The sequence below is a fragment of the Amycolatopsis mediterranei genome (assembly GCF_026017845.1).
Lineage (GTDB): Bacteria > Actinomycetota > Actinomycetes > Mycobacteriales > Pseudonocardiaceae > Amycolatopsis > Amycolatopsis mediterranei.
Genome location: NZ_CP100416.1, coordinates 3024497 through 3047457 on the forward strand (window position 1 = coordinate 3024497; position 22961 = coordinate 3047457).

Annotated in this window: 19 protein-coding genes; 17 read left to right on the forward strand and 2 right to left on the reverse strand. The window is 71.5% G+C overall.

Going from position 1 to position 22961, the window contains the following annotated elements; genetic code table 11:
- The first annotated feature begins 111 nt into the window (after positions 1-111).
- The 16 genes from pyrR to ISP_RS14550 all read left to right on the forward strand — a co-directional run bounded on the left by pyrR (position 112) and on the right by ISP_RS14550 (position 17444).
- Positions 112-726 (forward strand): bifunctional pyr operon transcriptional regulator/uracil phosphoribosyltransferase PyrR, encoded by a 615-nt coding sequence (gene pyrR / locus ISP_RS14475; RefSeq protein ID WP_013224613.1) that lies wholly within the window; start codon positions 112-114, stop codon positions 724-726.
- Positions 723-1670 carry an aspartate carbamoyltransferase catalytic subunit gene (locus ISP_RS14480; RefSeq protein ID WP_013224614.1) on the forward strand — a complete coding sequence of 316 codons (948 nt, stop codon included), beginning with the start codon at positions 723-725 and terminating at the stop codon, positions 1668-1670. Before pyrR ends, ISP_RS14480 begins: the two co-directional genes overlap by 4 nt.
- Complete coding sequence (locus ISP_RS14485; RefSeq protein WP_013224615.1) at positions 1667-2953, forward strand: dihydroorotase; 1287 nt, start codon at positions 1667-1669, stop codon at positions 2951-2953. Before ISP_RS14480 ends, ISP_RS14485 begins: the two co-directional genes overlap by 4 nt.
- Positions 2953-3447 carry a PH-like domain-containing protein gene (locus tag ISP_RS14490; RefSeq protein ID WP_013224616.1) on the forward strand — a complete coding sequence of 165 codons (495 nt, stop codon included), beginning with the start codon at positions 2953-2955 and terminating at the stop codon, positions 3445-3447. Before ISP_RS14485 ends, ISP_RS14490 begins: the two co-directional genes overlap by 1 nt.
- Positions 3444-4565, forward strand: a complete 1122-nt coding sequence (gene carA / locus ISP_RS14495; protein WP_013224617.1) for a glutamine-hydrolyzing carbamoyl-phosphate synthase small subunit — start codon at positions 3444-3446, stop codon at positions 4563-4565. The genes ISP_RS14490 and carA overlap by 4 nt, the downstream gene beginning before the upstream one ends.
- Positions 4562-5734, forward strand: coding sequence for an AAA family ATPase (locus tag ISP_RS14500; protein WP_013224618.1), 1173 nt, complete (start codon positions 4562-4564; stop codon positions 5732-5734). The genes carA and ISP_RS14500 overlap by 4 nt, the downstream gene beginning before the upstream one ends.
- On the forward strand, positions 5731-6327 hold the full coding sequence (locus ISP_RS14505; protein WP_013224619.1) for a DUF4276 family protein: 597 nt from the start codon (positions 5731-5733) through the stop codon (positions 6325-6327). Before ISP_RS14500 ends, ISP_RS14505 begins: the two co-directional genes overlap by 4 nt.
- Entirely contained in the window at positions 6327-9641 is a 3315-nt protein-coding gene (gene carB / locus ISP_RS14510; protein WP_013224620.1) for a carbamoyl-phosphate synthase large subunit, read from the forward strand. Before ISP_RS14505 ends, carB begins: the two co-directional genes overlap by 1 nt.
- The gene (gene pyrF, locus ISP_RS14515; RefSeq protein WP_013224621.1) at positions 9638-10486 is read left to right on the forward strand and encodes an orotidine-5'-phosphate decarboxylase; all 849 of its coding nucleotides are present in this window, start codon (positions 9638-9640) and stop codon (positions 10484-10486) included. Before carB ends, pyrF begins: the two co-directional genes overlap by 4 nt.
- A gap of 107 nt (positions 10487-10593) precedes the next feature.
- Positions 10594-10911 (forward strand): integration host factor, actinobacterial type, encoded by a 318-nt coding sequence (gene mihF / locus ISP_RS14520; RefSeq protein WP_013224622.1) that lies wholly within the window; start codon positions 10594-10596, stop codon positions 10909-10911.
- Positions 10908-11564: a guanylate kinase gene (gene gmk, locus ISP_RS14525; protein ID WP_014466863.1), complete on the forward strand. Its 657-nt coding sequence runs from the start codon at positions 10908-10910 to the stop codon at positions 11562-11564. Before mihF ends, gmk begins: the two co-directional genes overlap by 4 nt.
- Positions 11561-11830, forward strand: coding sequence for a DNA-directed RNA polymerase subunit omega (gene rpoZ / locus ISP_RS14530; protein WP_013224624.1), 270 nt, complete (start codon positions 11561-11563; stop codon positions 11828-11830). The genes gmk and rpoZ overlap by 4 nt, the downstream gene beginning before the upstream one ends.
- Positions 11823-13043, forward strand: a complete 1221-nt coding sequence (gene coaBC / locus ISP_RS14535) for a bifunctional phosphopantothenoylcysteine decarboxylase/phosphopantothenate--cysteine ligase CoaBC (protein WP_071831608.1) — start codon at positions 11823-11825, stop codon at positions 13041-13043. Before rpoZ ends, coaBC begins: the two co-directional genes overlap by 8 nt.
- Before the next feature lie 93 nt (positions 13044-13136).
- Positions 13137-14339 carry a methionine adenosyltransferase gene (metK, locus tag ISP_RS14540; protein WP_034284357.1) on the forward strand — a complete coding sequence of 401 codons (1203 nt, stop codon included), beginning with the start codon at positions 13137-13139 and terminating at the stop codon, positions 14337-14339.
- Between the two features lie 89 nt (positions 14340-14428).
- Positions 14429-16528 carry a primosomal protein N' gene (locus tag ISP_RS14545; RefSeq protein ID WP_013224627.1) on the forward strand — a complete coding sequence of 700 codons (2100 nt, stop codon included), beginning with the start codon at positions 14429-14431 and terminating at the stop codon, positions 16526-16528.
- 49 nt (positions 16529-16577) lie between these two features.
- Positions 16578-17444: a hypothetical protein gene (locus ISP_RS14550; RefSeq protein ID WP_013224628.1), complete on the forward strand. Its 867-nt coding sequence runs from the start codon at positions 16578-16580 to the stop codon at positions 17442-17444.
- Between the two features lies 1 nt (position 17445).
- On the opposite strand, the gene ISP_RS14555 is transcribed toward ISP_RS14550, so the two are convergent.
- Both ISP_RS14555 and ISP_RS14560 read right to left on the reverse strand, forming a co-directional pair.
- Positions 17446-19104, reverse strand: a complete 1659-nt coding sequence (locus tag ISP_RS14555) for a CotH kinase family protein (RefSeq protein ID WP_013224629.1) — start codon at positions 19102-19104, stop codon at positions 17446-17448.
- Between the two features lie 189 nt (positions 19105-19293).
- Positions 19294-20643, reverse strand: coding sequence for a pyroglutamyl-peptidase I (locus tag ISP_RS14560; protein WP_013224630.1), 1350 nt, complete (start codon positions 20641-20643; stop codon positions 19294-19296).
- Between the two features lie 203 nt (positions 20644-20846).
- Between ISP_RS14560 and ggt the strand changes: the two genes are divergently transcribed.
- Positions 20847-22643, forward strand: a complete 1797-nt coding sequence (gene ggt / locus ISP_RS14565; protein ID WP_013224631.1) for a gamma-glutamyltransferase — start codon at positions 20847-20849, stop codon at positions 22641-22643.
- Positions 22644-22961 lie beyond the last annotated feature (318 nt).

Here is a 22961-nt window from a genome sequence, read left to right on the forward strand (position 1 = left end):
CACCCGGAAGACTGAGCAAAGTGCCTGCTACTGTCGGTGGGAAAGCCCCGACCAGCAGGGGAACAGACGTCCTTTAAGGACCCGTCCGGTGAGGCGGGGAAGGAGTCCGGTTTGTCGTCACGCCCGCGTGACGCGGCTGGTTCGGCCGGGGAGCGCGAGCTCCTGACGGCCGGCGATGTCGCGCGCACGATCGCCCGAATGGCCCATCAGGTCATCGAAAAGACCGCGAACGGTGCGGAGAGCACTACCCCGCCCGTGTTGCTCGGCATCCCGTCCCGGGGCACGCCGCTCGCGGTCCGCCTGGCCGACAAGATCGGCGAGTTCTCCGGCGTCCGCCCGCCCACCGGCGCCCTCGACGTCACCCTCTACCGGGACGACCTCCGCCGCCGCCCGCCGCGCGCGCTCGAGCAGACGCAGCTGCCGCCGGACGGCATCGACGACCGCGTCGTGATCCTGGTCGACGACGTCCTCTTCTCCGGCCGGACGATCCGGGCCGCGCTCGATGCCCTGCGTGATCACGGCCGGCCCCGCGCGGTCCAGCTGGCCGTCCTGGTCGACCGCGGTCACCGCGAGCTGCCGATCCGCGCCGACTACGTGGGCAAGAACGTGCCGACCGCCCGCTCCGAGGGCGTGTCCGTCCTGCTGGCCGAGATCGACGGCCGGGACGCCGTCTTGCTGCGTCCCGCGGAAACCGGCCCTTCCGAAGCTGCTGGAGAGGACTCGTGAAGCACCTGCTCGCCACCGACGGCCTGGACCCGGCGCTGGCCACGGCCGTGCTCGACACCGCCGACGAGCTGAAGCACACGCTGCTCGGCCGCGAGGTCAAGAAGCTGCCGACGCTGCGCGGCCGCACGGTGATCACCCTGTTCTACGAGAACTCGACCCGCACCCGGGTGTCGTTCGAGATCGCCGGCAAGTGGATGAGCGCGGACGTGATCAACGTTTCCGCGTCCAGCTCCTCGGTCAACAAGGGGGAGTCCCTTCGCGACACCGCGCTGACGCTGGCCGCGGCGGGTGCCGACTGCGTGATCGTCCGGCACCCGGCCAGCGGAGCCGCCCAGCGGCTTTCGGAGTGGCTGGCCGGGCCCGGCACGTCGGTGGTCAACGCCGGCGACGGCACCCACGAGCACCCGACGCAGGCGCTGCTCGACGCGGCCACGCTGCGGGAGCGCCTCGGCTCCCTCAAAGACCGCCGGATCGCGATCGTCGGGGACGTCCTGCACAGCCGCGTCGCCCGCTCGAACATCCACCTGCTCTCGGCCCTGGGCGCCGAAGTCGTGCTCGTCGCGCCGCCGACGTTGCTGCCTTACGGCGTCGAAAGCCTTCCGGTGACCGTTTCGCACGACCTGGACGCCGAGCTGCCCGCGGTCGACGCGGTGATGATGCTTCGCGTTCAGGCGGAACGGATGGCTGGCGGGGGCCCAGGGCAGAGCTTTTTCCCGAGCGCCCGCGAGTACTCGATCGCCTACGGCCTCTCGGAAAAGCGGCAGAAGCTGCTGCCGGACCACGCGGTCGTCCTGCACCCCGGTCCGATGCTGCGCGGGATGGAGATCGCGAGCGCGGTCGCCGACTCCCCGGCCTCGGCCATCACCGAACAGGTCCGCAACGGCGTCCACGTGCGCATGGCGGTCCTCTACCACCTCCTGGCCAGCGAAGGAGCCGCCGCGTGAGCACCGTGATCCAGGGCGCCCGCCCGTACGGCGAGGGTGACCCGGTCGACGTCCTGATCGAGGACGGCGTGATCACCGCGATCGGCGCCGTCGACGTCCCGGAAGACGCCGACGTGATCGACGCGGGCGGCCAGGTGCTGCTCCCCGGCTTCGTCGACCTGCACACCCACCTGCGCGAACCCGGTCGCGAGGACACCGAGACGATCGATTCCGGCTCGGCTGCGGCGGCGCTCGGCGGGTACACCGCGGTGTTCGCCATGGCCAACACCGACCCGGTCGCCGACAACGCGGTGATCGTCGAGCACGTCTGGCGGCGCGGGCAGGAGGCCGGCCTGGTCGACGTCCACCCGGTCGGCGCGGTCACCGTCGGGCTCAAGGGCGAGAAGCTCGCCGAGCTGGGCACGATGGCGAACTCGCAGGCCCGGGTGAAGGTCTTCTCCGACGACGGCCTCTGCGTCGCCGACCCGCTGCTGATGCGCCGCGCGCTGGAGTACTCGACCGCGCTCGACGTCGTCATCGCGCAGCACGCCGAGGAACCGCGGCTGACCGTCGGCGCCCAGGCCCACGAGGGCGAGCGCGCGGCCCGGCTCGGCTACACCGGCTGGCCCGCCGCGGCGGAAGAGTCCATCGTGGCCCGCGACTGCCTGCTGGCGCTGCACGCCAACGCCCGGCTGCACGTCTGCCACGTGTCCACTTCGGGCACGGCGGACGTCCTGGCTTGGGCGAAGGATCGCGGCACGAAGGTGTCGGCCGAGGTCACGCCGCACCACCTGCTGCTCACCGACGAGCGCCTGGCCACCTACGACCCGGTGAACAAGGTGAACCCGCCGCTGCGCACGGAGTCCGACGCCGCGAAGCTGCGGAACGCGCTGGCGGAAGGCGTCATCGACTGCGTCGCCACCGACCACGCGCCGCACGCGGTGCAGGACAAGGACACCGAGTGGACCGCGGCCCGGCCGGGCATGCTCGGGCTGCAGACGGCGCTGTCCATCGTCACCGAAACGATGGTCCGCACCGGCCTGCTCGACTGGCGCGGCGTCGCCCGCGTGATGAGCGAGCGGCCCGCCGAGATCGGCAACCTGGCCGACCACGGCCGGCCGATCGAGGTGGGCGAGCCGGCGAACCTGGCGCTGGTCGACCCGGATGCCGAGTGGACGGTCCGGGGCGCCGAGCTGGCCAGCATCGCGGCCAACACCCCGTACGAGGGAATGCGGCTGCCCGGCGTGGTGACCGCGACGCTGCTGCGCGGGCGGATCACCGCGCGGGACGGGAAGATCTGCTGATGGAGCGCTTCTGGCTCGTGCTGGCGATTTTCGCCTTCTTCCTGCTCTGCGTCTGGGGCATGTACGTGGGCTGGCGCCGCAAGGCGCGCTCGCAGAGCGTCCAGGTGCCGCCGTTCCCCGCCATCCCTTCGGACGCCGGTGACGTGCTGCTGGAATCGACCGGCGTCTACCTCGCCACGACCTTTGCCGGGGAGTGGCAGAACCGGATCGTCACCCGCGGCGCGGGGCTGCGCACCGGCGCGGTCTGGCGCCTGCACGACGGCGGTGTCGCCGTCGAACGCGGGGGAGCGCCCGACTTCTGGATCCCGCGGGAGGCCGTCACCGGCATCCGGCGCGACACGAAGATCGCCGGGAAGGTGATGGGCACCGACGCGCTGCTCGTCATCACCTGGCGGCTCGGGGACGCCGGGCTCGACACCGGCTTCCGCGGCGACGACCTCGACGACTATCCACAGTGGATCGAACAGCTCAAGATCAAGGGAGGTGCCCAGTGAACGCGCGCGCTCAGGCCGCACTGGTGCTCGAAGACGGCCGGGTGTTCCGCGGCGCTGCCTACGGCGCGCAGGGGCGAACCCTCGGCGAGGCGGTGTTCTGCACCGGTATGACCGGCTACCAGGAAACGCTGACCGACCCGTCCTACCACGGGCAGATCGTGGTGCAGACCGCGCCGCAGATCGGCAACACCGGCTGGAACGACGAGGACGACGAGTCCTCGAAGATCTGGGTCAACGGGTATGTGGTGCGCGATCCCGCCCGGACGCCGTCCAACTGGCGCTCTCGCCGGACGCTGGACGAGGAACTGGTGCGCCAGGGGATCGTCGGCATCGCCGAGGTCGACACCCGCTCGCTGACCCGCCACCTGCGCGAGCTGGGCGCGATGCGCGCCGGGGTGTTCTCCGGCGACGCGCTGGGCAGCGTCGACGACATGGTCGCTTCGGTGTTGGCGAGCCCGAAGATGGAAGGTGCCGACCTGGCCGGCCAGGTCAGCACGCCGAAGCCGTACGTGGTCTCACCTTCCGGCGAAGTCCGCTTCCGGGTGGTCGCGCTGGACTTGGGCATCAAGTCCAACACCCCGCGGCAGATGGTCAAGCGCGGCATCGAGGTGCACGTGCTGCCCTCGAGCTCGTCGTTGGACGACCTCCTGGCGATCGAGCCGGACGGGGTGTTCCTGTCGAACGGCCCGGGCGACCCGGCCACCACGGTGCACGCGACCGAGCTGACCAAGCAGGTCCTGGGCCGCGAGATCCCGCTGTTCGGCATCTGCTTCGGCAACCAGGTCCTCGGCCGGGCGCTCGGGCTCGGCACGTACAAGATGCGCTACGGCCACCGCGGCATCAACATCCCGGTGATCGACGTGGCGACCCGGTCGGTGGCCATCACGGCGCAGAACCACGGCTTCGCCCTGGAAGGCGAGCCGGGCCGGCGCTTCGAGTCCCCGTTCGGGGCGGCGCAGATCAGCCACTATTGCCCCAACGACGACACGGTCGAGGGCGTGCGGGCGCTGGACGTCCCGGCGTTCTCGGTCCAGTACCACCCCGAAGCCGCGGCCGGCCCGCACGACGCGGCCCCCCTGTTCGACGATTTCGTTTCGCTCATGGAGAAGCGGTCGTGACCCTCACGACCGGCATCGAGCGGCTCCGGATCCGGAATTTCCGGGTGCTCCGGGACGTCGAGCTGGCCGGCCTGACGCCGGTGACGGCGTTGCTCGGGCCGAATGGCAGCGGCAAGTCCACGGTCTTCGACGCATTGGACTTCCTCTCCGAGTCGCTTCGGGCGGGGCTGCGCTCGGCGTGGAACCAACGCGGGGGCGCCGCCGACATCGTGACCCATGGGTCGACCGGGCCGGTCGAGATCGAGGTGACCTGCCGCATCGAAGGCGCGGTGGCTGAGTACCGGCTTGCCATCGAGCACGACGATGACGAGCCGGTGGTGGCCGAGGAGAACCTGAGTTGGCAGCCGGCGGGGGCCGAAGCGCCTTCTGAGGCCCTGGATCTCCGGCGCGGGGCCGGAACGGTCGCCGGGATCGGAGCAATCGGTGGACAGCTTTCGTTGGCTACGCCGGACCTACTCGGCGTAGCTGTGGTCAGCCAGCTCGCCAACACGGCCGAAGTCGGCAAGTTCTACCGGTTCATCACCGAGATTCGTCTCTCGGATCTGGCTCTCGACGCGATGCGTAATGGCGCGAAGGACGACAAGACGTCTCGGCTCAAGCCGGATGGCCGGAACGTGGGGGCCATCGTCCGGCGTATGCGCAACGGGCTTCCCCGCGAGTGGGAGAACATCCGGGCTTCGCTGCAGAGGTACGTCCCGGGATTCGAGGACATCGAACCCTTCGAACACGGCAACGGCGCCTGGATCGTCCGCCTGCGCGAACAGGGCAGGGAAGACCTCATCGCCCCGGAAAACATCTCGGACGGAACGCTGCAACTGCTCGGCTATCTGGTCGCGCTCCAAACCGATACCTCGGTGCTGCTGGTCGAGGAGCCGGAGAAGCAGGTCCACCCGCGACTGCACTACCGGCTCGCCGAGGACGCGCGGCGGACGGAGACAGCTGGTCAGGTCTTGGTCGCCACCCATGCCCCCGAGTTCGTCGACCCTCTGCGGCCTGACGAGGTCTGGATGCTGTTCCGTGACGAATCCGGCTTCGCCCAGGCCCGGCGAGCGGCGGACATCCCTCAACTGATGGCCATGGTCGACAGCGGGGGCCTGCTGGGGAATCTCTGGACCGAAGGATTCTTCGGCCTCGGTGACCCCCTCGACCGGCCGGGGCAGCCTCGGTGATCCACATCGAGATCCTGGTGGAAGAGCAGTCGGCGGAAGCAGCGTTGAAGGCGCTGGTCCCGAAGATCGTCGGTGAGGACGTGTCCTTCGCGGTCCGGCGCTTCCGAGGCAAGCAGGATCTGCTGAAGCGGTTGCCCGGAATTCTGCGAGGGTTCGCGGCCCGGGTCCCGTGGGAAGCGCTTCGCGTCGTCGTGCTCGTCGACCGGGACGCCGAGGACTGCCGGGAGCTCAAGCGCCACCTGGTCAGGTTGAGCGGGGAAGCGGGACTTCCGTCCGAGTACATCCTGCACCGCGTGGTGATCGACGAGCTGGAGTCCTGGTTTCTCGGCGACGTCCCGGCCCTGTGTACGGCATACGACCGGGTGCCGAAAGACCTGGACAAACAAGCGCGTTACCGCGATCCCGACGACACCGGCAAGGCGTCGCGTGCGCTGGAGGACCTCCTGCGGTCCAAGAGATATCTCCGAGACCGCTTGCCGAAGGTGGCAGTCGCTGAAGCCATCGCGCCCCACATGGACATCGAGAACAACCGATCCAAAAGCTTTCAGGTATTCCGCGACGGTCTGCGGCGCCTGGTGAAAGAAGGAAACTGATGCCGAAGAGGACGGACATCCAGCACGTGCTGGTGATCGGCTCCGGGCCGATCGTGATCGGGCAGGCCGCGGAGTTCGACTACTCCGGTACCCAGGCCTGCCGGGTGCTGCGCAGCGAAGGCCTGCGCGTGTCCCTGGTGAACTCGAATCCGGCCACCATCATGACCGACCCCGAGTTCGCCGACGCCACCTACATCGAGCCGGTCACGCCGGACTTCGTCGAGAAGGTCATCGCTGCCGAGCGCCCCGATGCGCTGCTCGCCACCCTCGGTGGGCAGACCGCGCTCAACTGCGCCGTCGCGCTGCACGAACGCGGGGTGCTCGACAAGTACGGCGTCGAGCTGATCGGCGCCGACATCGACGCCATCCAGCGCGGCGAGGACCGGCAGAAGTTCAAGGACATCGTGCGCACCATCGGCGCCGAAGTCCCGCGCAGCCGCGTCTGCCACGACATGGACGAGGTCCGCGACACCGTCAAGGACCTGGGCCTGCCGGTCGTCATCCGGCCGTCCTTCACCATGGGCGGGCTCGGCTCGGGCATGGCGCACACGCCCGAGGACCTCGAGCGGCTGGCGTCCACCGGGCTCGCCGAATCTCCCGTCACCGAGGTGCTCATCGAGGAGAGCGTGCTCGGCTGGAAGGAGTACGAGCTCGAGCTGATGCGCGACAAGCACGACAACGTCGTGGTCGTCTGCTCGATCGAGAACATCGACGCGATGGGCGTGCACACCGGCGACTCGGTCACCGTCGCCCCGACGATGACCCTCACCGACCGCGAGTACCAGGTGATGCGGGACGTCGGCATCGCCGTGCTGCGCGAGGTCGGCGTCGACACCGGCGGCTGCAACATCCAGTTCGCGATCAACCCGCGCGACGGCCGGATGGTCGTCATCGAGATGAACCCGCGCGTGTCGCGGTCTTCCGCGCTGGCGTCGAAGGCCACCGGTTTCCCGATCGCCAAGATCGCCGCGAAGCTCGCCATCGGCTACACGCTCGACGAGATCCGCAACGACATCACCGGCGAGACGCCGGCGGCGTTCGAGCCCACTTTGGACTACGTCGTCGTCAAGATGCCGCGGTTCGCCTTCGAGAAGTTCCCGGGCGCGGACCCGACGCTGACCACGACGATGAAGAGCGTCGGCGAGGCGATGTCGTTCGGCCGCAGCTTCCCCGAGGCGCTCGGCAAGGTGATGCGGTCGATCGAGACCAAGGCGACCGGCTTCTGGACGCTGCCCGACCCCGCCGGCGCCACGCTGGAGTCCACTTTGGACGAGCTGCGCACGCCGCGCGAAGGCCGGCTGTACGAAGTGGAGCGGGCGCTGCGGCTCGGCGCCACCGTCGAGCAGGTCCACGAGGCGTCGGGCATCGACCCGTGGTTCATCGACCAGATCGCCTACATCGCCGAGGTCGGCGCCGAAGTCCGTGACGCGCCCGTGCTCGACGGCGAGCTGCTGCGCCGCGCCAAGCGCACCGGGCTTTCGGACCGCCAGATCGCCGCGCTGAGGCCGGAACTGGCCGGCGAGGACGGCGTCCGCACGCTGCGCCACCGCCTCGGCGTGCGGCCGGTGTTCAAGACCGTCGACACCTGCGCGGCCGAGTTCGCCGCCAAGACGCCCTACCACTACTCGGCCTACGAGTCCGACCCCGAAGCCCAGTCCGAAGTGGCCGTCCAGCCGGACAAGCCGAAGGTGCTCATCCTGGGCAGCGGCCCGAACCGGATCGGGCAGGGCATCGAGTTCGACTACTCCTGCGTGCACGCGGCGATCGCGTTGCGGGAGGCGGGGTTCGAGGCCGTCATGGTCAACTGCAACCCGGAAACCGTGTCCACCGACTACGACACCTCCGACCGGCTGTACTTCGAGCCGCTGTCCTTCGAGGACGTCCTCGAAGTCGTGCACGCCGAGCAGGCGTCCGGCACGGTCGCCGGCGTCATCGTCCAGCTCGGCGGCCAGACCCCGCTGGGCCTGGCCAAGCGGCTCGCCGACGCCGGGGTGCCGGTGGTCGGCACGCCGCCGGAGGCGATCAACCTGGCCGAGGACCGCGGCGCGTTCGGCGAGGTCCTCACCGACGCCGGGCTGCCCGCCCCGCGCTACGGCACGGCGACGTCGTTCGAGGGCGCGAAGCGGATCGCCGACGAGATCGGCTACCCGGTGCTCGTCCGGCCGTCCTACGTGCTCGGCGGCCGCGGCATGGAGATCGTCTACGACGAGGAGACCCTGGCCGGCTACATCAGCCGGGCCACGGAGATCACGCCGGAGCATCCGGTGCTGGTGGACCGGTTCCTCGACGACGCCATCGAAATCGACGTCGACGCGCTGTTCGACGGCGAGGAGCTCTACCTCGGCGGCGTCATGGAGCACATCGAGGAAGCCGGCATCCACTCCGGTGACTCCTCGTGCGCGCTGCCGCCGATCACGCTCGGGCACACCGACCTGCAGGCCGTCCGGCGTTCCACCGAGGCGATCGCCCGCGGTGTCGGCGTGCGCGGGCTCCTGAACGTCCAGTACGCGCTCAAGGACGACGTCCTGTACGTCCTGGAGGCCAACCCGCGCGCGTCGCGGACGGTGCCGTTCGTGTCCAAGGCGACGGCGGTGCCGCTGGCCAAGGCCGCCGCGCTGATCATGACCGGCTCGACGATCAAGGACCTGCGCGGGAGCGGGGTCCTGCCGGCCGAGGGCGACGGCGGGCGGATGCCGGCCGACTCGCCGGTCGCGGTGAAGGAAGCCGTGCTGCCCTTCCACCGCTTCCGCACCCCCGAAGGCCACGGCGTCGACTCGCTGCTGGGCCCGGAGATGAAGTCCACCGGCGAGGTGATGGGCGTCGACGTCGACTTCGGCAAGGCGTTCGCGAAGTCGCAGAGCGGCGCGTACGGCTCGCTGCCGACCTCCGGGCGGGTGTTCGTCTCGGTGGCCAACCGCGACAAGCGCTCGCTGGTCTTCCCGGTGAAGCGGCTGGCGGACCTCGGGTTCGAGATCCTCGCCACCTCCGGCACCGCGGAAGTCCTGCGCCGCAACGGGATCCCGTGCACCGTGGTGCGCAAGCACTACGAGGGTTCGACCGAGGCCGAGCCGAACATCGTGGACGTCATCCTCAACGGCGATGTCGACATGGTGATCAACACCCCGTACGGGAACAGTGGTCCGCGCGTCGACGGCTACGAAATCCGCACCGCGGCGGTGTCGCGGGACATCCCGTGCGTGACGACCGTGCAGGGCGCCGCGGCGGCCGTGCACGGCATCGAAGCGCTGATCCGGGGCGACATCGGGGTCAAGTCCCTGCAGGAGCTGCAGGCGGCGCTGAAGGCGAAGTCGTGAGCGGCCGCGAGCGGTTCGGGGCGCGGCTGGCCAAGGCCGTCGCGGCCCGCGGCCCGCTGTGCGCCGGGATCGACCCCCACCCGGGCCTGATCGAGGCCTGGGGGCTCCCGGTGGACGTCTCGGGCCTGGAACGGTTCGCGCTGTCCGCCACGGAGGTCCTGGCGGCGCACGCGGCGATCGTGAAGCCGCAGTCGGCGTTCTTCGAAAGTTTCGGGGCGGCCGGTGTCCGGGTGCTGGAACGGGTGGTCGAGACCGCCCGCGACGCCGGGGCGCTGGTGCTGCTGGACGTCAAACGCGGCGACATCGGGTCCACGATGGGCGCCTACACCGCCGCGTACGTCTCCGAGGGTGCGGCGATCGCCGCCGACGCGATCACCGTTTCGCCGTACCTCGGGTTCGGCTCTTTGGCCCAATGCGCCGAAACGGCCGTCTCGGCGGGGCGCGGCATCATCGTGCTCGCCCGGACTTCCAACCCGGAAGCGGCCGTGGTGCAGAACGCGAAGCTGCCCGACGGGCGCACGGTGGCGCAGTCGATCGTCGATTCCGCGGCGGCACTCAACGCAGGCGCGGAACCGCTCGGCGATGTGGGTGTCGTCGTCGGGGCCACCATCGCGCCGGGAGAGCTCGATCTTTCCCGGCTGAACGGACCGGTGCTGGCGCCCGGTTTCGGGGCCCAGGGAGCCACTGCGGCCGATTTGCGGGCCCTGTTCGGCGCGTCCCTGCCGGGCGTGCTGCCCGCCTCGTCCCGGGACATCCTGAAGCACGGTCCGGAGCAAGCGGCTTTGCGCCAAGCGGTCGAACGGGTCGCCGAAGTGCTGGCCGACCCGCAGGAAAACGGCCAATAGCAGGGGCCGGAACGGGCCCCCACCAGGCACCCCCGCATTGTGGCCGGTGCTCACGGGTGGGTACCGTCGCGTCACCCACCCAGTTTTGAGAACTACCGGAGGAAAACGTGGCACTTCCCCAGCTGACAGAGGAACAGCGCGCTGCGGCGCTGGAGAAGGCCGCCGCCGCTCGCAAGATCCGTGCTGAGCTGAAGGAGCGGCTGAAGCGGGGCGGTACCACTCTGGTCGACGTGCTGAAGCAGGCCGAGGAGAACGAAGTCCTCGGCAAGATGAAGGTTTCGGCTCTGCTCGAGGCCCTCCCGGGCGTCGGCAAGGTCCGCGCGCAGCAGACCATGGAACGACTGGAGATCGCCCCCAGCCGTCGCCTTCGCGGCCTCGGCGACCGGCAGCGCAAGGCGCTGCTGGCCGAGTTCAGCGGCGAGTGAACGGCGCCGGTCGTGACTACCCGGTGAGCCGGGGCGCCGACCGAGGCAGTGAGCCGGTGGCGGGGGAGTTCTCCCGCCACCGGCTCACCGTCGTATCGGGGCCTTCGGGAGTCGGGAAGTCGAGCGTGGTGGGCGAGCTGCGGAAGCTGGAGCCCGACGTCTGGTTCAGCGTCTCGGTCACCACCCGCCACCCGCGTCCCGGCGAAGTCGACGGGGCGCACTACCACTTCGTCGACCGCGCGGAGTTCGACGCGATGGTCGCCGACGGACGGCTGCTGGAATGGGCCGAGTTCGCCGGCAACCGCTACGGCACCCCGCGCGAGCCGGTCGAGAAGGCGCTCGCCGAGGGCCGCCCGGCCGTCCTGGAGATCGAACTGCAGGGCGCCCGCCAGGTCCGCGCGGCGATGCCGGAGGCCCGGCTGGTGATGCTGATGCCGCCGTCGTGGGAGGAACTGGTCGGCAGGCTCACCGGGCGCGGCACCGAAAACGAGGCCGCCGTGCAGGCCCGGCTGGCCGAAGCGGAGCGCGAGCTGGCGGCGGCGGGGGAGTTCGACCACCGCCTCGTCAACGCCGACGTGCGGGAGGCCGCCGAGCACTTGCTAAACTTGATTACAGCTGATCAGTTTTCCGACGAAGCGGAGCACCACGAGTGACCACCCAGGTAGCCCTGACCGAAGAGCTCGAGGGCATCACCAACCCCCCGATCGACGACCTGCTCGAGAAGGTCAGCTCCAAGTACGCGCTGGTGATCTACTCGGCGAAGCGCGCCCGCCAGATCAACGACTACTACGCCCAGCTGGGCGAGGGTCTGCTCGAGTACGTCGGCCCGCTCGTCGAGCCGGGCCCGCGCGAGAAGCCGCTCTCGATCGCGCTGCGCGAGATCCACGGCGGCCTGCTCGAGCACACCGAGGGTGAGTAAGCCCCGCGTCGTCCTGGGCGTGGGCGGCGGGATCGCCGCCTACAAGGCCTGTGAGGTGCTGCGCGGGCTGACCGAATCCGGTCACGACGTCCGCGTGGTCCCCACCGAAGCCGCGCTGAACTTCGTCGGCGCGGCGACCTTCGAAGCCCTCTCCGGGCACCCGGTGCACACGGGCGTGTTCACCGAGGTCCCCGAGGTCCAGCACGTCCGCGTCGGCAAGGAAGCCGACCTGGTCCTGGTCGTCCCGGCCACGGCGAACCTGCTCGCCAAGGCCGCCCACGGCCTCGCCGACGACCTGCTGACCAACACCCTGCTCACCGCCCGGTGCCCGGTCGCCTTCTTCCCGGCGATGCACACGGAGATGTGGGAGCACCCCGCGACCCGCGACAACGTCGCCCTGCTGCGCTCGCGCGGCATGGTCGTCACCGAGCCCGACTCCGGCCGGCTGACCGGGGTCGACACCGGCAAGGGCCGCCTGGCGAACCCGGCCGAGATCGTCGACCTCGCGAAGCTGCTGCTGGCCCGCCCGGACGCCCTCCCGCGCGACCTCGAAGGCGTCCGCGTGGTGATTTCGGCGGGCGGCACCCGCGAGCCCCTCGACCCGGTGCGCTACCTGGGCAACCGCTCGTCCGGCAAGCAGGGCTACGCGCTGGCCCGCGTCGCCGCCCAGCGCGGCGCCGACGTCACGCTGGTCACCGCGCACACCGTCGCGCTGCCCGACCCGGCGGGCGCGACCGTGGAGCACGTCTCGACGGCGGAGGAGCTGCGTCAGGCCGTGCACGCGGCTTCTCGGGCCGCGGACGTCGTCGTGATGGCCGCCGCCGTCGCCGACTTCCGGCCGGCGAACCGGGCCGACCACAAGATCAAGAAGTCCGACGACCAGCCGGACCCGGTCATCACGCTCGAGCGCAATGCCGACATTCTCGCGGAATTGGTGCGAAACCGGCGGCCCGGTCAGGTCGTCGTGGGATTCGCCGCGGAAACCGGCGACGCGCAGGGCGGTGTGCTCGACCACGCCCGCGTGAAGCTCAAGCGCAAAGGCGCGGATCTGCTGGTGGTGAACGCCGTCGGCGACGGCAAGGCGTTCGGCACGGAGGACAATTCGGGCTGGCTGCTCGGGTCCGACGGCACGGAAATCCCCATTCCCCTCGGCGCGAAGGCTGAACTGGCGTCCACTCTGTGGGACGCTGTTGTGAGCTTTGTGAAGCGTTGACCGTCCCCCCAGCGATAGTAAGTACGCTTGCACTGGTAAGGGGTGCCTAACTTTCGGGGCATCCGACGTCTAGGTGAGGAAGTGACGGCCACCGTGACCGCGTCTAGCAGCAGATTGTTCACCTCGGAGTCGGTGACCGAAGGGCACCCCGACAAGATTTGCGACGCCATCAGCGATTCGATCCTCGACGGCCTGCTGTCGAAGGACCCCCGCAGCCGCGTCGCCGTCGAGACCCTGATCACCACCGGCCAGGTGCACGTGGCCGGCGAGGTGACCACCGAGGCGTACGCCGACATCCCGACGATCGTCCGCGACGTCATCCTCAAGATCGGCTACGACTCCTCCGCCAAGGGCTTCGACGGCAACTCCTGCGGCGTCAACGTCGCGATCGGCTCGCAGTCGCCCGACATCGCCCAGGGCGTCGACACCGCGTACGAGTCGCGCGTCGAGTCGGACGAAGACGAGATCAACCGCCAGGGTGCCGGCGACCAGGGCCTGATGTTCGGCTACGCCTGCTCGGACACCCCCGAGCTGATGCCGCTGCCGATCGCGCTGGCCCACCGGCTGTCGAAGCGCCTCACCGCGGTCCGCAAGGACGGCGTGCTGCCGTACCTGCGCCCGGACGGCAAGACCCAGGTCACCATCGAGTACGCCGGCGACCAGCCGGTCCGCCTCGACACGGTCGTCGTGTCCTCGCAGCACGCCGACGGCATCGACCTGGAGCGGATGCTCAGCGTCGACGTCAAGGAGCACGTCGTCGGCCCCGAGCTCGAGGGCCTGGGCATCGACACCTCGGGCGCGCGGCTGCTGGTCAACCCGACCGGCCGGTTCGTCATCGGCGGCCCGATGGGCGACGCCGGCCTGACCGGCCGCAAGATCATCGTCGACACCTACGGTGGGATGGCCCGCCACGGTGGCGGCGCGTTCTCCGGCAAGGACCCGTCCAAGGTCGACCGGTCCGCCGCGTACGCGATGCGCTGGGTGGCCAAGAACGTCGTCGCCGCGGGCCTGGCCTCCCGGACCGAGGTCCAGGTCGCCTACGCCATCGGCAAGGCGGCCCCGGTCGGCCTGTTCGTCGAGACGTTCGGCACCGAGACGGTCGACCCGTCGAAGATCCAGCAGGCCATCACCGAGGTCTTCGACCTCCGGCCGGCGGCGATCATCCGCGACCTCGACCTGCTGCGTCCGATCTACGCCCCGACGGCGGCGTACGGCCACTTCGGCCGGCCCGAGCTCGACCTGCCGTGGGAGAGCACGGCCCGCGCCGAGGCCCTCAAGGCGGCCGCGGGAGCCTGACCCACGATCCGGTGAAGGCCACCTCGAAGCTCTTCGAGGTGGCCTTCCTCGTGTCCGGGCTGTCGGTGGGGTCTGGTAGAGATCAGGGCGTGAGCAGTTCCGAGCCCGAAGCTCTCTGGGACCTCCCGGAGAAGCCGCCCGCCGCCAAGGCGGTGCCGTCGCGTGCCCGGAAGAAGGCGCCGAAGCCGGGGGAGAAGGCGAAAGGCGCCCAGTCGCCCGCACCCGAGCTGCCGGTCGCGCGGATCGTCGTCGACATCCCCCTCGCGCACCTGGACCGCACCTTCGACTACCTCGTGCCGGAGAAGCTGCACGAGACCGCCGTGCCGGGCTGCCGCGTCCGCGTCCGGTTCGCCGGGCAGCTCGTCGACGGCTACCTGATCGAACGCGGCGAGACCAGCGACTACGGCAGCAAGCTGGCGTTCCTCGACCGCGTGACGTCGGCCGAGCCGGTGCTGCCGCCGTCGCTGCACGCGGTGTGCCGGGCCGTCGCCGACCGCTACGGCGGCACGCTGTCCGACGTCCTGCGGCTGGCCATCCCGCCGCGGCACGCCAAGGCCGAAGGCGAACCACCGGTCCCGCCGGCGGGACCACCGGAAGCGCCGGATCCCACGGCCTGGGCGCGTTACCAGCGTGGCCCGGCGTTCGTGGAGGCCCTCGCCGAGGGGAAGCCCGCGAACGCCGTCTGGCAGGCCCTGCCGGGTGAGGACTGGCCGCGCCGGCTCGCCGAGGCGGCCGGCACGGTGGCCGCCTCGGGGCGGGGCGCGGTGCTGGTGGTGCCGGACCACCGCGACCTGACCAGGGTGCACGCGGCCTGTGCGGCGGTCGTGGGCGAGGACGCCGTCGTGGCGCTGATCGCCGGGCTCGGGCCCGCCGAGCGCTACCGGCGGTGGCTGGCCGTGCTGCGCGGCGCGGTGCGGGTGGTCGTCGGGACGCGGGCGGCGATGTTCGCCCCGGTCCGCGACCCGGGCCTGTTCGCCGTCTGGGACGACGGCGACGACCTGCACCTCGACCAGCACGCGCCGTACCCGCACGTCCGCGACGTCCTGATGGACCGCGCGCACGCGGCGAAGGCGTCGCTGCTGGTCGGCGGCTTCGCCCGGACGGCCGAGGCCCAGCTGCTCGTCGAGTCCGGCTGGGCCGCCCCGGTCCTGGCCGACCGCGTGACGCTGCGAGCGGCGGCCCCGCGCGTCACCCCGGTCGGCGAGGACTTCGACGTCGCCCGGGACGAGGCCGCCCGGGTGGCGCGTCTGCCGGCGGTGGCCTTCGAGGCGGCGCGCCAGGCGTTCGCGGCGGACCTGCCGGCGCTGGTGCAGGTGCCGCGGCGCGGGTACGTGCCCGGCCTGGCCTGCGGCCACTGCCGGACACCCGCCCACTGCCGCCGGTGCGCGGGGCCGCTGGCGCTGCCCGGCGGTTCGCTCGACGGGCACCCGAAACCGCCGGCCTGCCGCTGGTGCGGTGTCCCCGAAACGGCGTTCCGCTGCCCGGCGTGCGGCTCGGTCCGGCTGCGCGCGGTGATCGTCGGCGCGAAGCGGACGGCGGAGGAGCTCGGCCGGGCGTTCCCGGGCGTCCCGGTCCGCACGTCCGGGGCGGCGGAGGTGCTGGAATCGGTGCCGGGCAAACCGGCGCTGGTGGTGTGCACGCCGGGCGCGGAGCCGGTGGCCGACGGCGGCTACGGCGCGGCCCTGCTGCTGGACGGCTGGGCGCTGCTGGGCCGCCAGGACCTGCGGGCGGGCGAGGAGACCCTGCGCCGCTGGATGGCGGCGGCGGCCCTGGTCCGCCCGGCCGCGGCGGGCGGCCGCGTGATCGTCGGCGCGGAGGCGGGCCTGGCGGTGGTCCAGGCCCTGGTCCGCTGGGACCCGGCCTGGCACGCGGCCCAGGAGCTGTCCGAGCGCCGCGAGCTGGGCTTCCCGCCGGCGATGCGGATGGCGAGCATCGAGGGCAGCCCGGACGCGGTGGCGGCCCTGCTGGAGGACTTGCCACTCCCGGAGTCGGGCGAGGTCCTGGGCCCGGTCCCGATCGGCGAGCTGGACGAGGAGGGCAACGCGGAGCGCGAGCGGGCGCTGGTCCGGGTGTCCCGCGCGGAGGGCAAGGCCCTGGCGGCGTCGATCCACGCGGCCGCGGCCCGCCGCGACGCCCGGAAGGCGACGGAACCGATCCGCATCCAGGTGGACCCGCTGGAGCTGATCTGACCTCCGGGACTTCTGCCCTCATCAAGGTGAGCGGCGGTAGTTTGGTGCCATGGCGAAGGTGAGGCCGACACCTTTCCCGGAGCGGAACGGCAAAGTGCCGTTCAACGCTTCCGGGGTCGCCCAGGTGGGTTCCCGGCGGTTCGTCTTCGTCGACAACAAAGACCCCACCGCGTTGTTCGAGATGACGTTCGATTCCGGCGGCGGCGCGGTCGAACGGATTCACCGGCGTCCGTTGGCCGGGCTGGGCAAGGGAAACCTGCGTGATCCCGAAGGGCTCACCCGGGTCGACGTGCGCGGGGAAATCTTCCTCGTCGTCTCTTCCTCGTTGTGTGCCGCGGCCGGGAACCGGAGCTGCGACGGCCTCGTGCGCGTCCGGTACGCAGCCGGCGGAAAGCTGCCCGCCGAGCCGATGGCCGGGTTCCGGGACTGGCTGCTCGCCCGCGAACCCACGCTCGCCGCGGCCGGGCGGCGGGAACCGGACGCGGGCGGGCTCAACGTGGAAGGCCTGGCCTGGGACCGGAACGCGTTGCTCTTCGGCCTGCGGGGACCGGCCGAGCCGGGGTGCGTCACCCTGGTCCGGATCCCCGCCGACGTCGGCGGACCGCGGTGGACGACCGCGGCACTGGGGCACCCTGAACTGATTCGCGTGCGGCTGCCCCACCCGGAGGTGACGCACGGGGTCCGGGACATTTCCGGTGCGGCGGAGCCCGGCGATTTCCTGCTCCTGCTCGGGCGTTCGACCAGCCGCGGCGACGCGCCGTTCCGGCTCGGCACCTGGAACCGCGGCGACGACCGGGCCGCGCTGCTCGACGTCAGCTTCCACCGGACCGCGAAGCCGGAGGGCGTCACGCCGTTCCCGATCGGCGGGCAGCGGATCCTGATCGTCGACGACGCCGGCGGCTACGCGGTCCTGTGAGTCACGAGAAGTACAGCTTCGACGGACCGGGATCCTGGTGGACGCGCGGTTTTCCGGCCGCTGTGGGATCCGTGCCGAACGCCGCGCCCAGCCCGGTGCGGATGCTCGTGAGGGTGAACCAGCCGCTGAACGCGAAGGCGTCGCCGACCGGGTCGACCGGCGTCACCGAGAACTCTTCGGCGTGGGTCGCGTTGTCCGCCACGCGCGTGCAGAGCAGGGGGTGACCCTGGCTCGACGTCGTCGTGGTGGCGTGGAGCGGCCGCCCGGACGCCTTGCTGCCGACGGACTGCCCGGCGCCGAGCGGGGCGAAGCACCACAGGTCCGTGTCGTCGATGTTCGCCGGCCGCAGCCGGTGGACGACCTCGCCGCCTCCGGGCTCCTCCGCCGTGGCCGGGATGGCTTCGCTGCCGCTGGCGTGCAGGCACTCGTTGGTGACGTCGTCGCGGACGTACGCGCCGGCGGTGCCGGGCAGGCCGCCGCACAGGTAACCGGCGGAGGTGGCGAGCCGCAGCTGCTTCCGCACGGCGGTCAGCTGCGTGGGCACGTCCGGCACGCCGAGCCCGGCCAGCAGCGTCCCCATCCCGTCGAGCCACGGCCGGAGGACCTCCTGTTGGGTCCGGAAGCCGAAGACGGTTTCGCGGTAGGCGTGGATCTGGTCGACCACCTGCGCCCGCCGTCCCGCGTCGTCGCGCACGAGCTTGGCGAGCAGCCCGACCGTGTCGAGCCGGAAGTGCCGGTCGGGCTGGAGGGTCTGGTCCAGACCCCACGGGATCAGCTTGAAGTCGATGTCGTCGACGCCCGGCTGGGCGACGGCGTCCACGTCGTTGTAGACGTAGGTGTTGTTGGTGTTGCGGGTGTAGCCGTCCCAGTGCTTGAGGAAGAACTCCATCGCGTAGAGCTTGGCGAACTGGTCGAGGTCGAACACCTCGCTCGCCCCGGCCAGCCCGTTCGCGGCGATGTGGTCGATGGCGAACCGCAGGTCGGCCTTGTCGTCGAACTTCGAGAGCGGTTCGACCCCGATGAACGGGAACCGCTCGGCGACGAAGTCGTCCTGGTGCTCCAGCTCGTAGAGGTTGCCGTTCAGGTGGCCGAAGTTGCGCTCGATGTAGCGCGGCATGACCGGCTCGACGTTCACGAAGACACCGGGGCTGTCGACGCCGGCCTCCCCCTGCCCGATCGGCACGCCGTTCACCCGCACCTGGGCGTAATTGCCGCGCGAATAGGGGAGCCCGGCCAGCTCGAACAGTTTGTAGCCGAGCAGCTGCCGGAGGTAGGAGAGATCCTGGACGGAGTTGTTGAGCGTCAGGTAACGCGACCCGATCAGCTTCCGGACCGGTTCCTTGTTCGCGTCGAGGAACTTTCCGAAGTCGAGGTGCAGGCAGGGTTTGCCGCTGTTGATCGAGCCGCAGAACGACTTTTTCTTGATCCCCACGCCGGGCAGTGCGGTCCGGGCGGGGAACTTCGTCCCGGACAGCTCGACCGACGTCGCCTGCCGCCAGGTGTAACGGCTGCCGCCGGTCCAGTCGAAGTTGCACACCCCGCCGGCGGGCTGCTCGGTGCGCACCGCGTCCCAGTCCGCGGGCGGCATCGTGATATCGATCGTCAGCACATTGTCGATCGCGTAGAGGGAATCGAGTGCCTGCTGCTCCTGGCTGCCCATCCGGCCAGTGTACGACCGGATTCCGGCGGCAAGAACAATTCCGGAATTCCGTGACCGATCCGGTTCGGGTGGGTGTATCACCCATTGTCGGTGCAGCCGGTGGGGGAGCGCCGGAATGCGGCGACGCGGCGATGCTCCGGGGCACGGCACCGCCGTGGTGGAGGAGCTTTCAGCGCCGTCGAAGGGCGCTCAGTCCGGGAGCACCGTTGCGGGCAGCGAGTTCACCGCCGACCGCGGCGATTCCGTGGCCCGGGGCGGAACGACCGGGCCGGGGGTCGTGGCGGCGGCCGACGTCAACGCGGCCACCTGGCTCGCGATGGCCTGCCGCCGGGCCTCGAAGGCGGGATCGGTCAGTGCGGCCGGATCCGCCGGCTGGCCCAGCACCGGCGTGTGCAGGTGCCCGCCCGCCACCGACGGGAGACCCAGGCCCAGCCGAACCCGGTTCGCCCGGAACATCGACTCGTTGGACAGGTAGTTCCCGCCGCCGCCGGACGCCGCGATTTCGCCCGCCGCCGGGGCGTCCGAGCGGCACACCGGCGTGCCCGTGCCCGGGTGCGCCGCGTCCGGCCACACGCAGAACGCCTGGTTGAAGTTCACCGGGTAGGCGCCGGTCACCTCGAGCATCCGGGCGTACGGCAGCGTGGTCTCGATGAACTGGACGGCCGGCTGCGGCCAGCCCGCCGCGGGCGGGACGGCGCCGGTGACCGACGCGTCGTTGTTGTCCGGGAAGCCACCGCGCCAGGCACCCGCCCAGCGTTCGACGTCGAACCGGCCCGGGCGGCCCTGGCTGATGGTCAGCACGACGTCCGGCCGCCGCGCACGGTCGCGCAACGCCGAGCCGTACGCCGCTTCGACGATGCCGTCGTCGAAGTAACCCCAGACCACCGGGAAGCTCACCGCCTGGACCACGGCCGGACCCGAGGGCGTGTCGAGGACGCGGCCGTCGAGCTGCAGCGCGGAGGCTCCGGCGGGATTCGAGATCGTCAGCCCCGGGCCGTTCAGCTGGAACGGGTCGAAGCCGCTCACCATGACCCGCCGCGTCTTCCCGAGCGGGAACCGGACGTCGTCGAGGCCGCGGGAGCCGCGGTCGAACGCCGTGAGCAGGGACTTCCGGTCCGGAACGCCGAACGACGGCGTCCACTGCCGGATTGCGCTGCTCAGCTGCAGCCGGGCCCAGTAGAGGGGCCGGTCGTCGAACCGGTCGAGCGTGCCCAGATCGGGACGGCGGCCCTGGGCGCGGTCGACGGCGGTCCGCCACAGCCGGTCACCGGCCTGTGTGACGACGCGCGCGGCCCGGTGCGGCGTGCGCGCCGCGCAGAGGTCGCGCTTCACTGCGGCGACGAGCGGGTCGAACCCGGCCAGCCGGACGAGCTCGGGCCCGACGGCCGGACCGCCGGCCGGCAGGGTCGCCGTCAGCCGTTGTTCCTCCACGGTCAGCGGCGTGGCCGGGTCGAAGCAGCCCGGTGCGGCCGCGGCGGTGCCGGGCAGGGCGACGAGCGGGACGGCGGCGAGCAGGGGGAGCAGGGCGGACAGGCGCACGGGATTCCCTCCACGTCGTGGGCGACGCGGTCGAGTCTTCCGGCGGTCACGCCTGCCGCGTAACCCGCATAAGTCGGGAGAAAGGCTCCCGGTGCGGCCGGCCGGTCGTTCCCGCCGGGGTGCGCTCCTCGCGCGGGCGGAGTTGTGGGTGGTAAGTCGGTTGTGTCTTGAAGCCGTCCGGGACAAGGGGCAGACTCGCCCGCATGCCCGCGCATAGGAGCCGCACCACGCTCGTCCTGGCCGTCGCCGCCGTGCTCACCGCCGGCGCCGCCGTGCCCGCCACCGCCGCCACGCCCACGCCGAAGTCGCCGGTCGCCGTCGGCTTCGGGGGCGCTGTCGCCAGCATCGACGCCGACGCCACCGCGATCGGCACGCAGGTCCTGCGCGACGGCGGGAACGCCGTCGACGCGGCCGTCGCGGTCGCCGCCGCGCTCGGCGTCACCGACCCGTTCTCGGCCGGGGTCGGCGGCGGCGGGTTCTTCGTCTACTACGACGCCAAGACCCACCGCGTGCACGCCCTGGACGGCCGCGAGACCGCGCCGAAGACCGCCGACGAGAACCTCTTCGTCGAAAACGGCAAGCCGCTCGCGTTCGCCGACGCCGTCACCAGCGGGCTGAGCGTCGGCGTGCCCGGCACGCCCGCGACCTGGGCCGAGGCGCTGCGCAAGTGGGGGACGCGGTCGCTGGCGAAGTCGCTGAGGCCCGCCGAGAACCTCGCGCGCAACGGCTTCGTCGTCGACCAGACCTTCCAGACGCAGATCGCGAACAACGCCGCGCGGTTCTCGGCGTTCCCGTCGACGCGGTCGCTGTACCTGCCGGGCGGCGCGCCCCCGGCGCCGGGGACGGTCTTCAAGAACCCCGACCTGGCCGCCACGTACGCGCAGCTCGAGCGGGCCGGCGTCGACGCGCTGTACCGCGGCCCGATCGGCGCGGACATCGCCAAGACGGTGCAGAAACCGCCGGTCGACCCGGCTTCGACGATGAACGTCCGGCCCGGCAAGCTCACCGCGGCCGACATCGCGGCGTACCGCGCCATCGAGCGCGACCCGACCCACGCGCGCTACGAGGGCCTCGACGTCTACGGCATGCCGGCGCCGTCGTCGGGCGGGCTGACGGTCGCCGAGGCGCTCAACATCCTCGAGAACTTCGACCTCAAGCACGCGAGCAAGGCCGACTACCTGCAGTACTTCCTGGAGTCGACCCGCTTCGCCTTCGCCGACCGCAACCGCTGGATCGGCGACCCGGCCTTCGTCGACGTCCCGGCGCGCGAGCTGCTGAGCCGGCGGTTCGCCGACTCCCGGGCCTGCCTGATCTCGAGGGACAAGGCGGCGACCAGCCCGGTCGCCCCGGCCGACCCCCGGCACCCGGCGCCGTGCGCCGCGAGTTCTGTGGCGGCTCCCACTCCGTACGAGGGCGAGAACACGACGCACCTGACGGTCGCGGACAAGTGGGGCAACGTCGTCGCCTACACGCTGACGATCGAGCAGGAGGGTGGCAGCGGCATCGTCGTGCCGGGCCGCGGGTTCCTGCTCAACAACGAGCTGACGGACTTCTCCTTCACGCCGGTGACGCCGGGCGTGCCCGACCCGAACCTCCCGGGCCCGGGCAAGCGCCCCCGCTCGTCGATGGCCCCGACGATCGTCCTCGACCACGGCCGCCCGTTCTTCGCGACGGGCTCCCCGGGCGGAGCGTCGATCATCACGACGGTGCTCCAGGTGCTCCTCGGCCGCCTGGACCGCGGCTTGTCGTTGGAGGACGCGATCGCGGCCCCGCGCGCGTCGCAGCGCAACTCGGCACAGGCGCAGGTGGAGCAGGCCTTCTTGGACCAGCCGGAGACGGCGGTGCTGCAGGCCCGCGGCCAGGGCTTCTCGACGGCCCCGGCGGAGATCGGCGCGGCCACGGGCGTGGAGCGGCTGCGGGACGGCCGCTGGCTGGCCGCGGCGGAGCCGGTGCGGCGCGGCCAGGGCGCGGCTCAGGTGGTGTGGCCGGCGCACTGGTAGGGCCGAGGTCGAGGCCCGCCTTTCCGATTCGGAAGAGGGCGGGTACTCCGGCCCGGGCTGTGCGGCGGCGCGGCACCGGCCGGAAAGTGCCCCCGCCCGCACTGTGCGGCGGCGCAGCGACGGCCGGAAAAATGCCCCCGCCCTCCCTGGCGGGCGTGCCCTTGTCCAGCCTATCGGCACCCCCCGACGAAAAGGCGGGAAAGCACGTCGCCGGGGCCTGGTTGTCCCCATCGCGGTGACCCTGTGGACAACCAGGCCCGAGCTGGGCGCGCCCTGCTGAAGGGGGCCTTCTAGACTCGGCCCCGATGTTCCAGCCAC

Coding starts and splice junctions, on each gene's coding strand:
- ISP_RS14490 (WP_013224616.1), top strand. CDS start 2,953: ATGGAGCGCTTCTGGCTCGTGCTGGCGATTTTCGCCTTCTTCCTGCTC.
- carB (WP_013224620.1), top strand. CDS start 6,327: ATGCCGAAGAGGACGGACATCCAGCACGTGCTGGTGATCGGCTCCGGG.
- ISP_RS14550 (WP_013224628.1), top strand. CDS start 16,578: ATGGCGAAGGTGAGGCCGACACCTTTCCCGGAGCGGAACGGCAAAGTG.
- ISP_RS14555 (WP_013224629.1), bottom strand. CDS start 19,104: ATGGGCAGCCAGGAGCAGCAGGCACTCGATTCCCTCTACGCGATCGAC.
- ggt (WP_013224631.1), top strand. CDS start 20,847: ATGCCCGCGCATAGGAGCCGCACCACGCTCGTCCTGGCCGTCGCCGCC.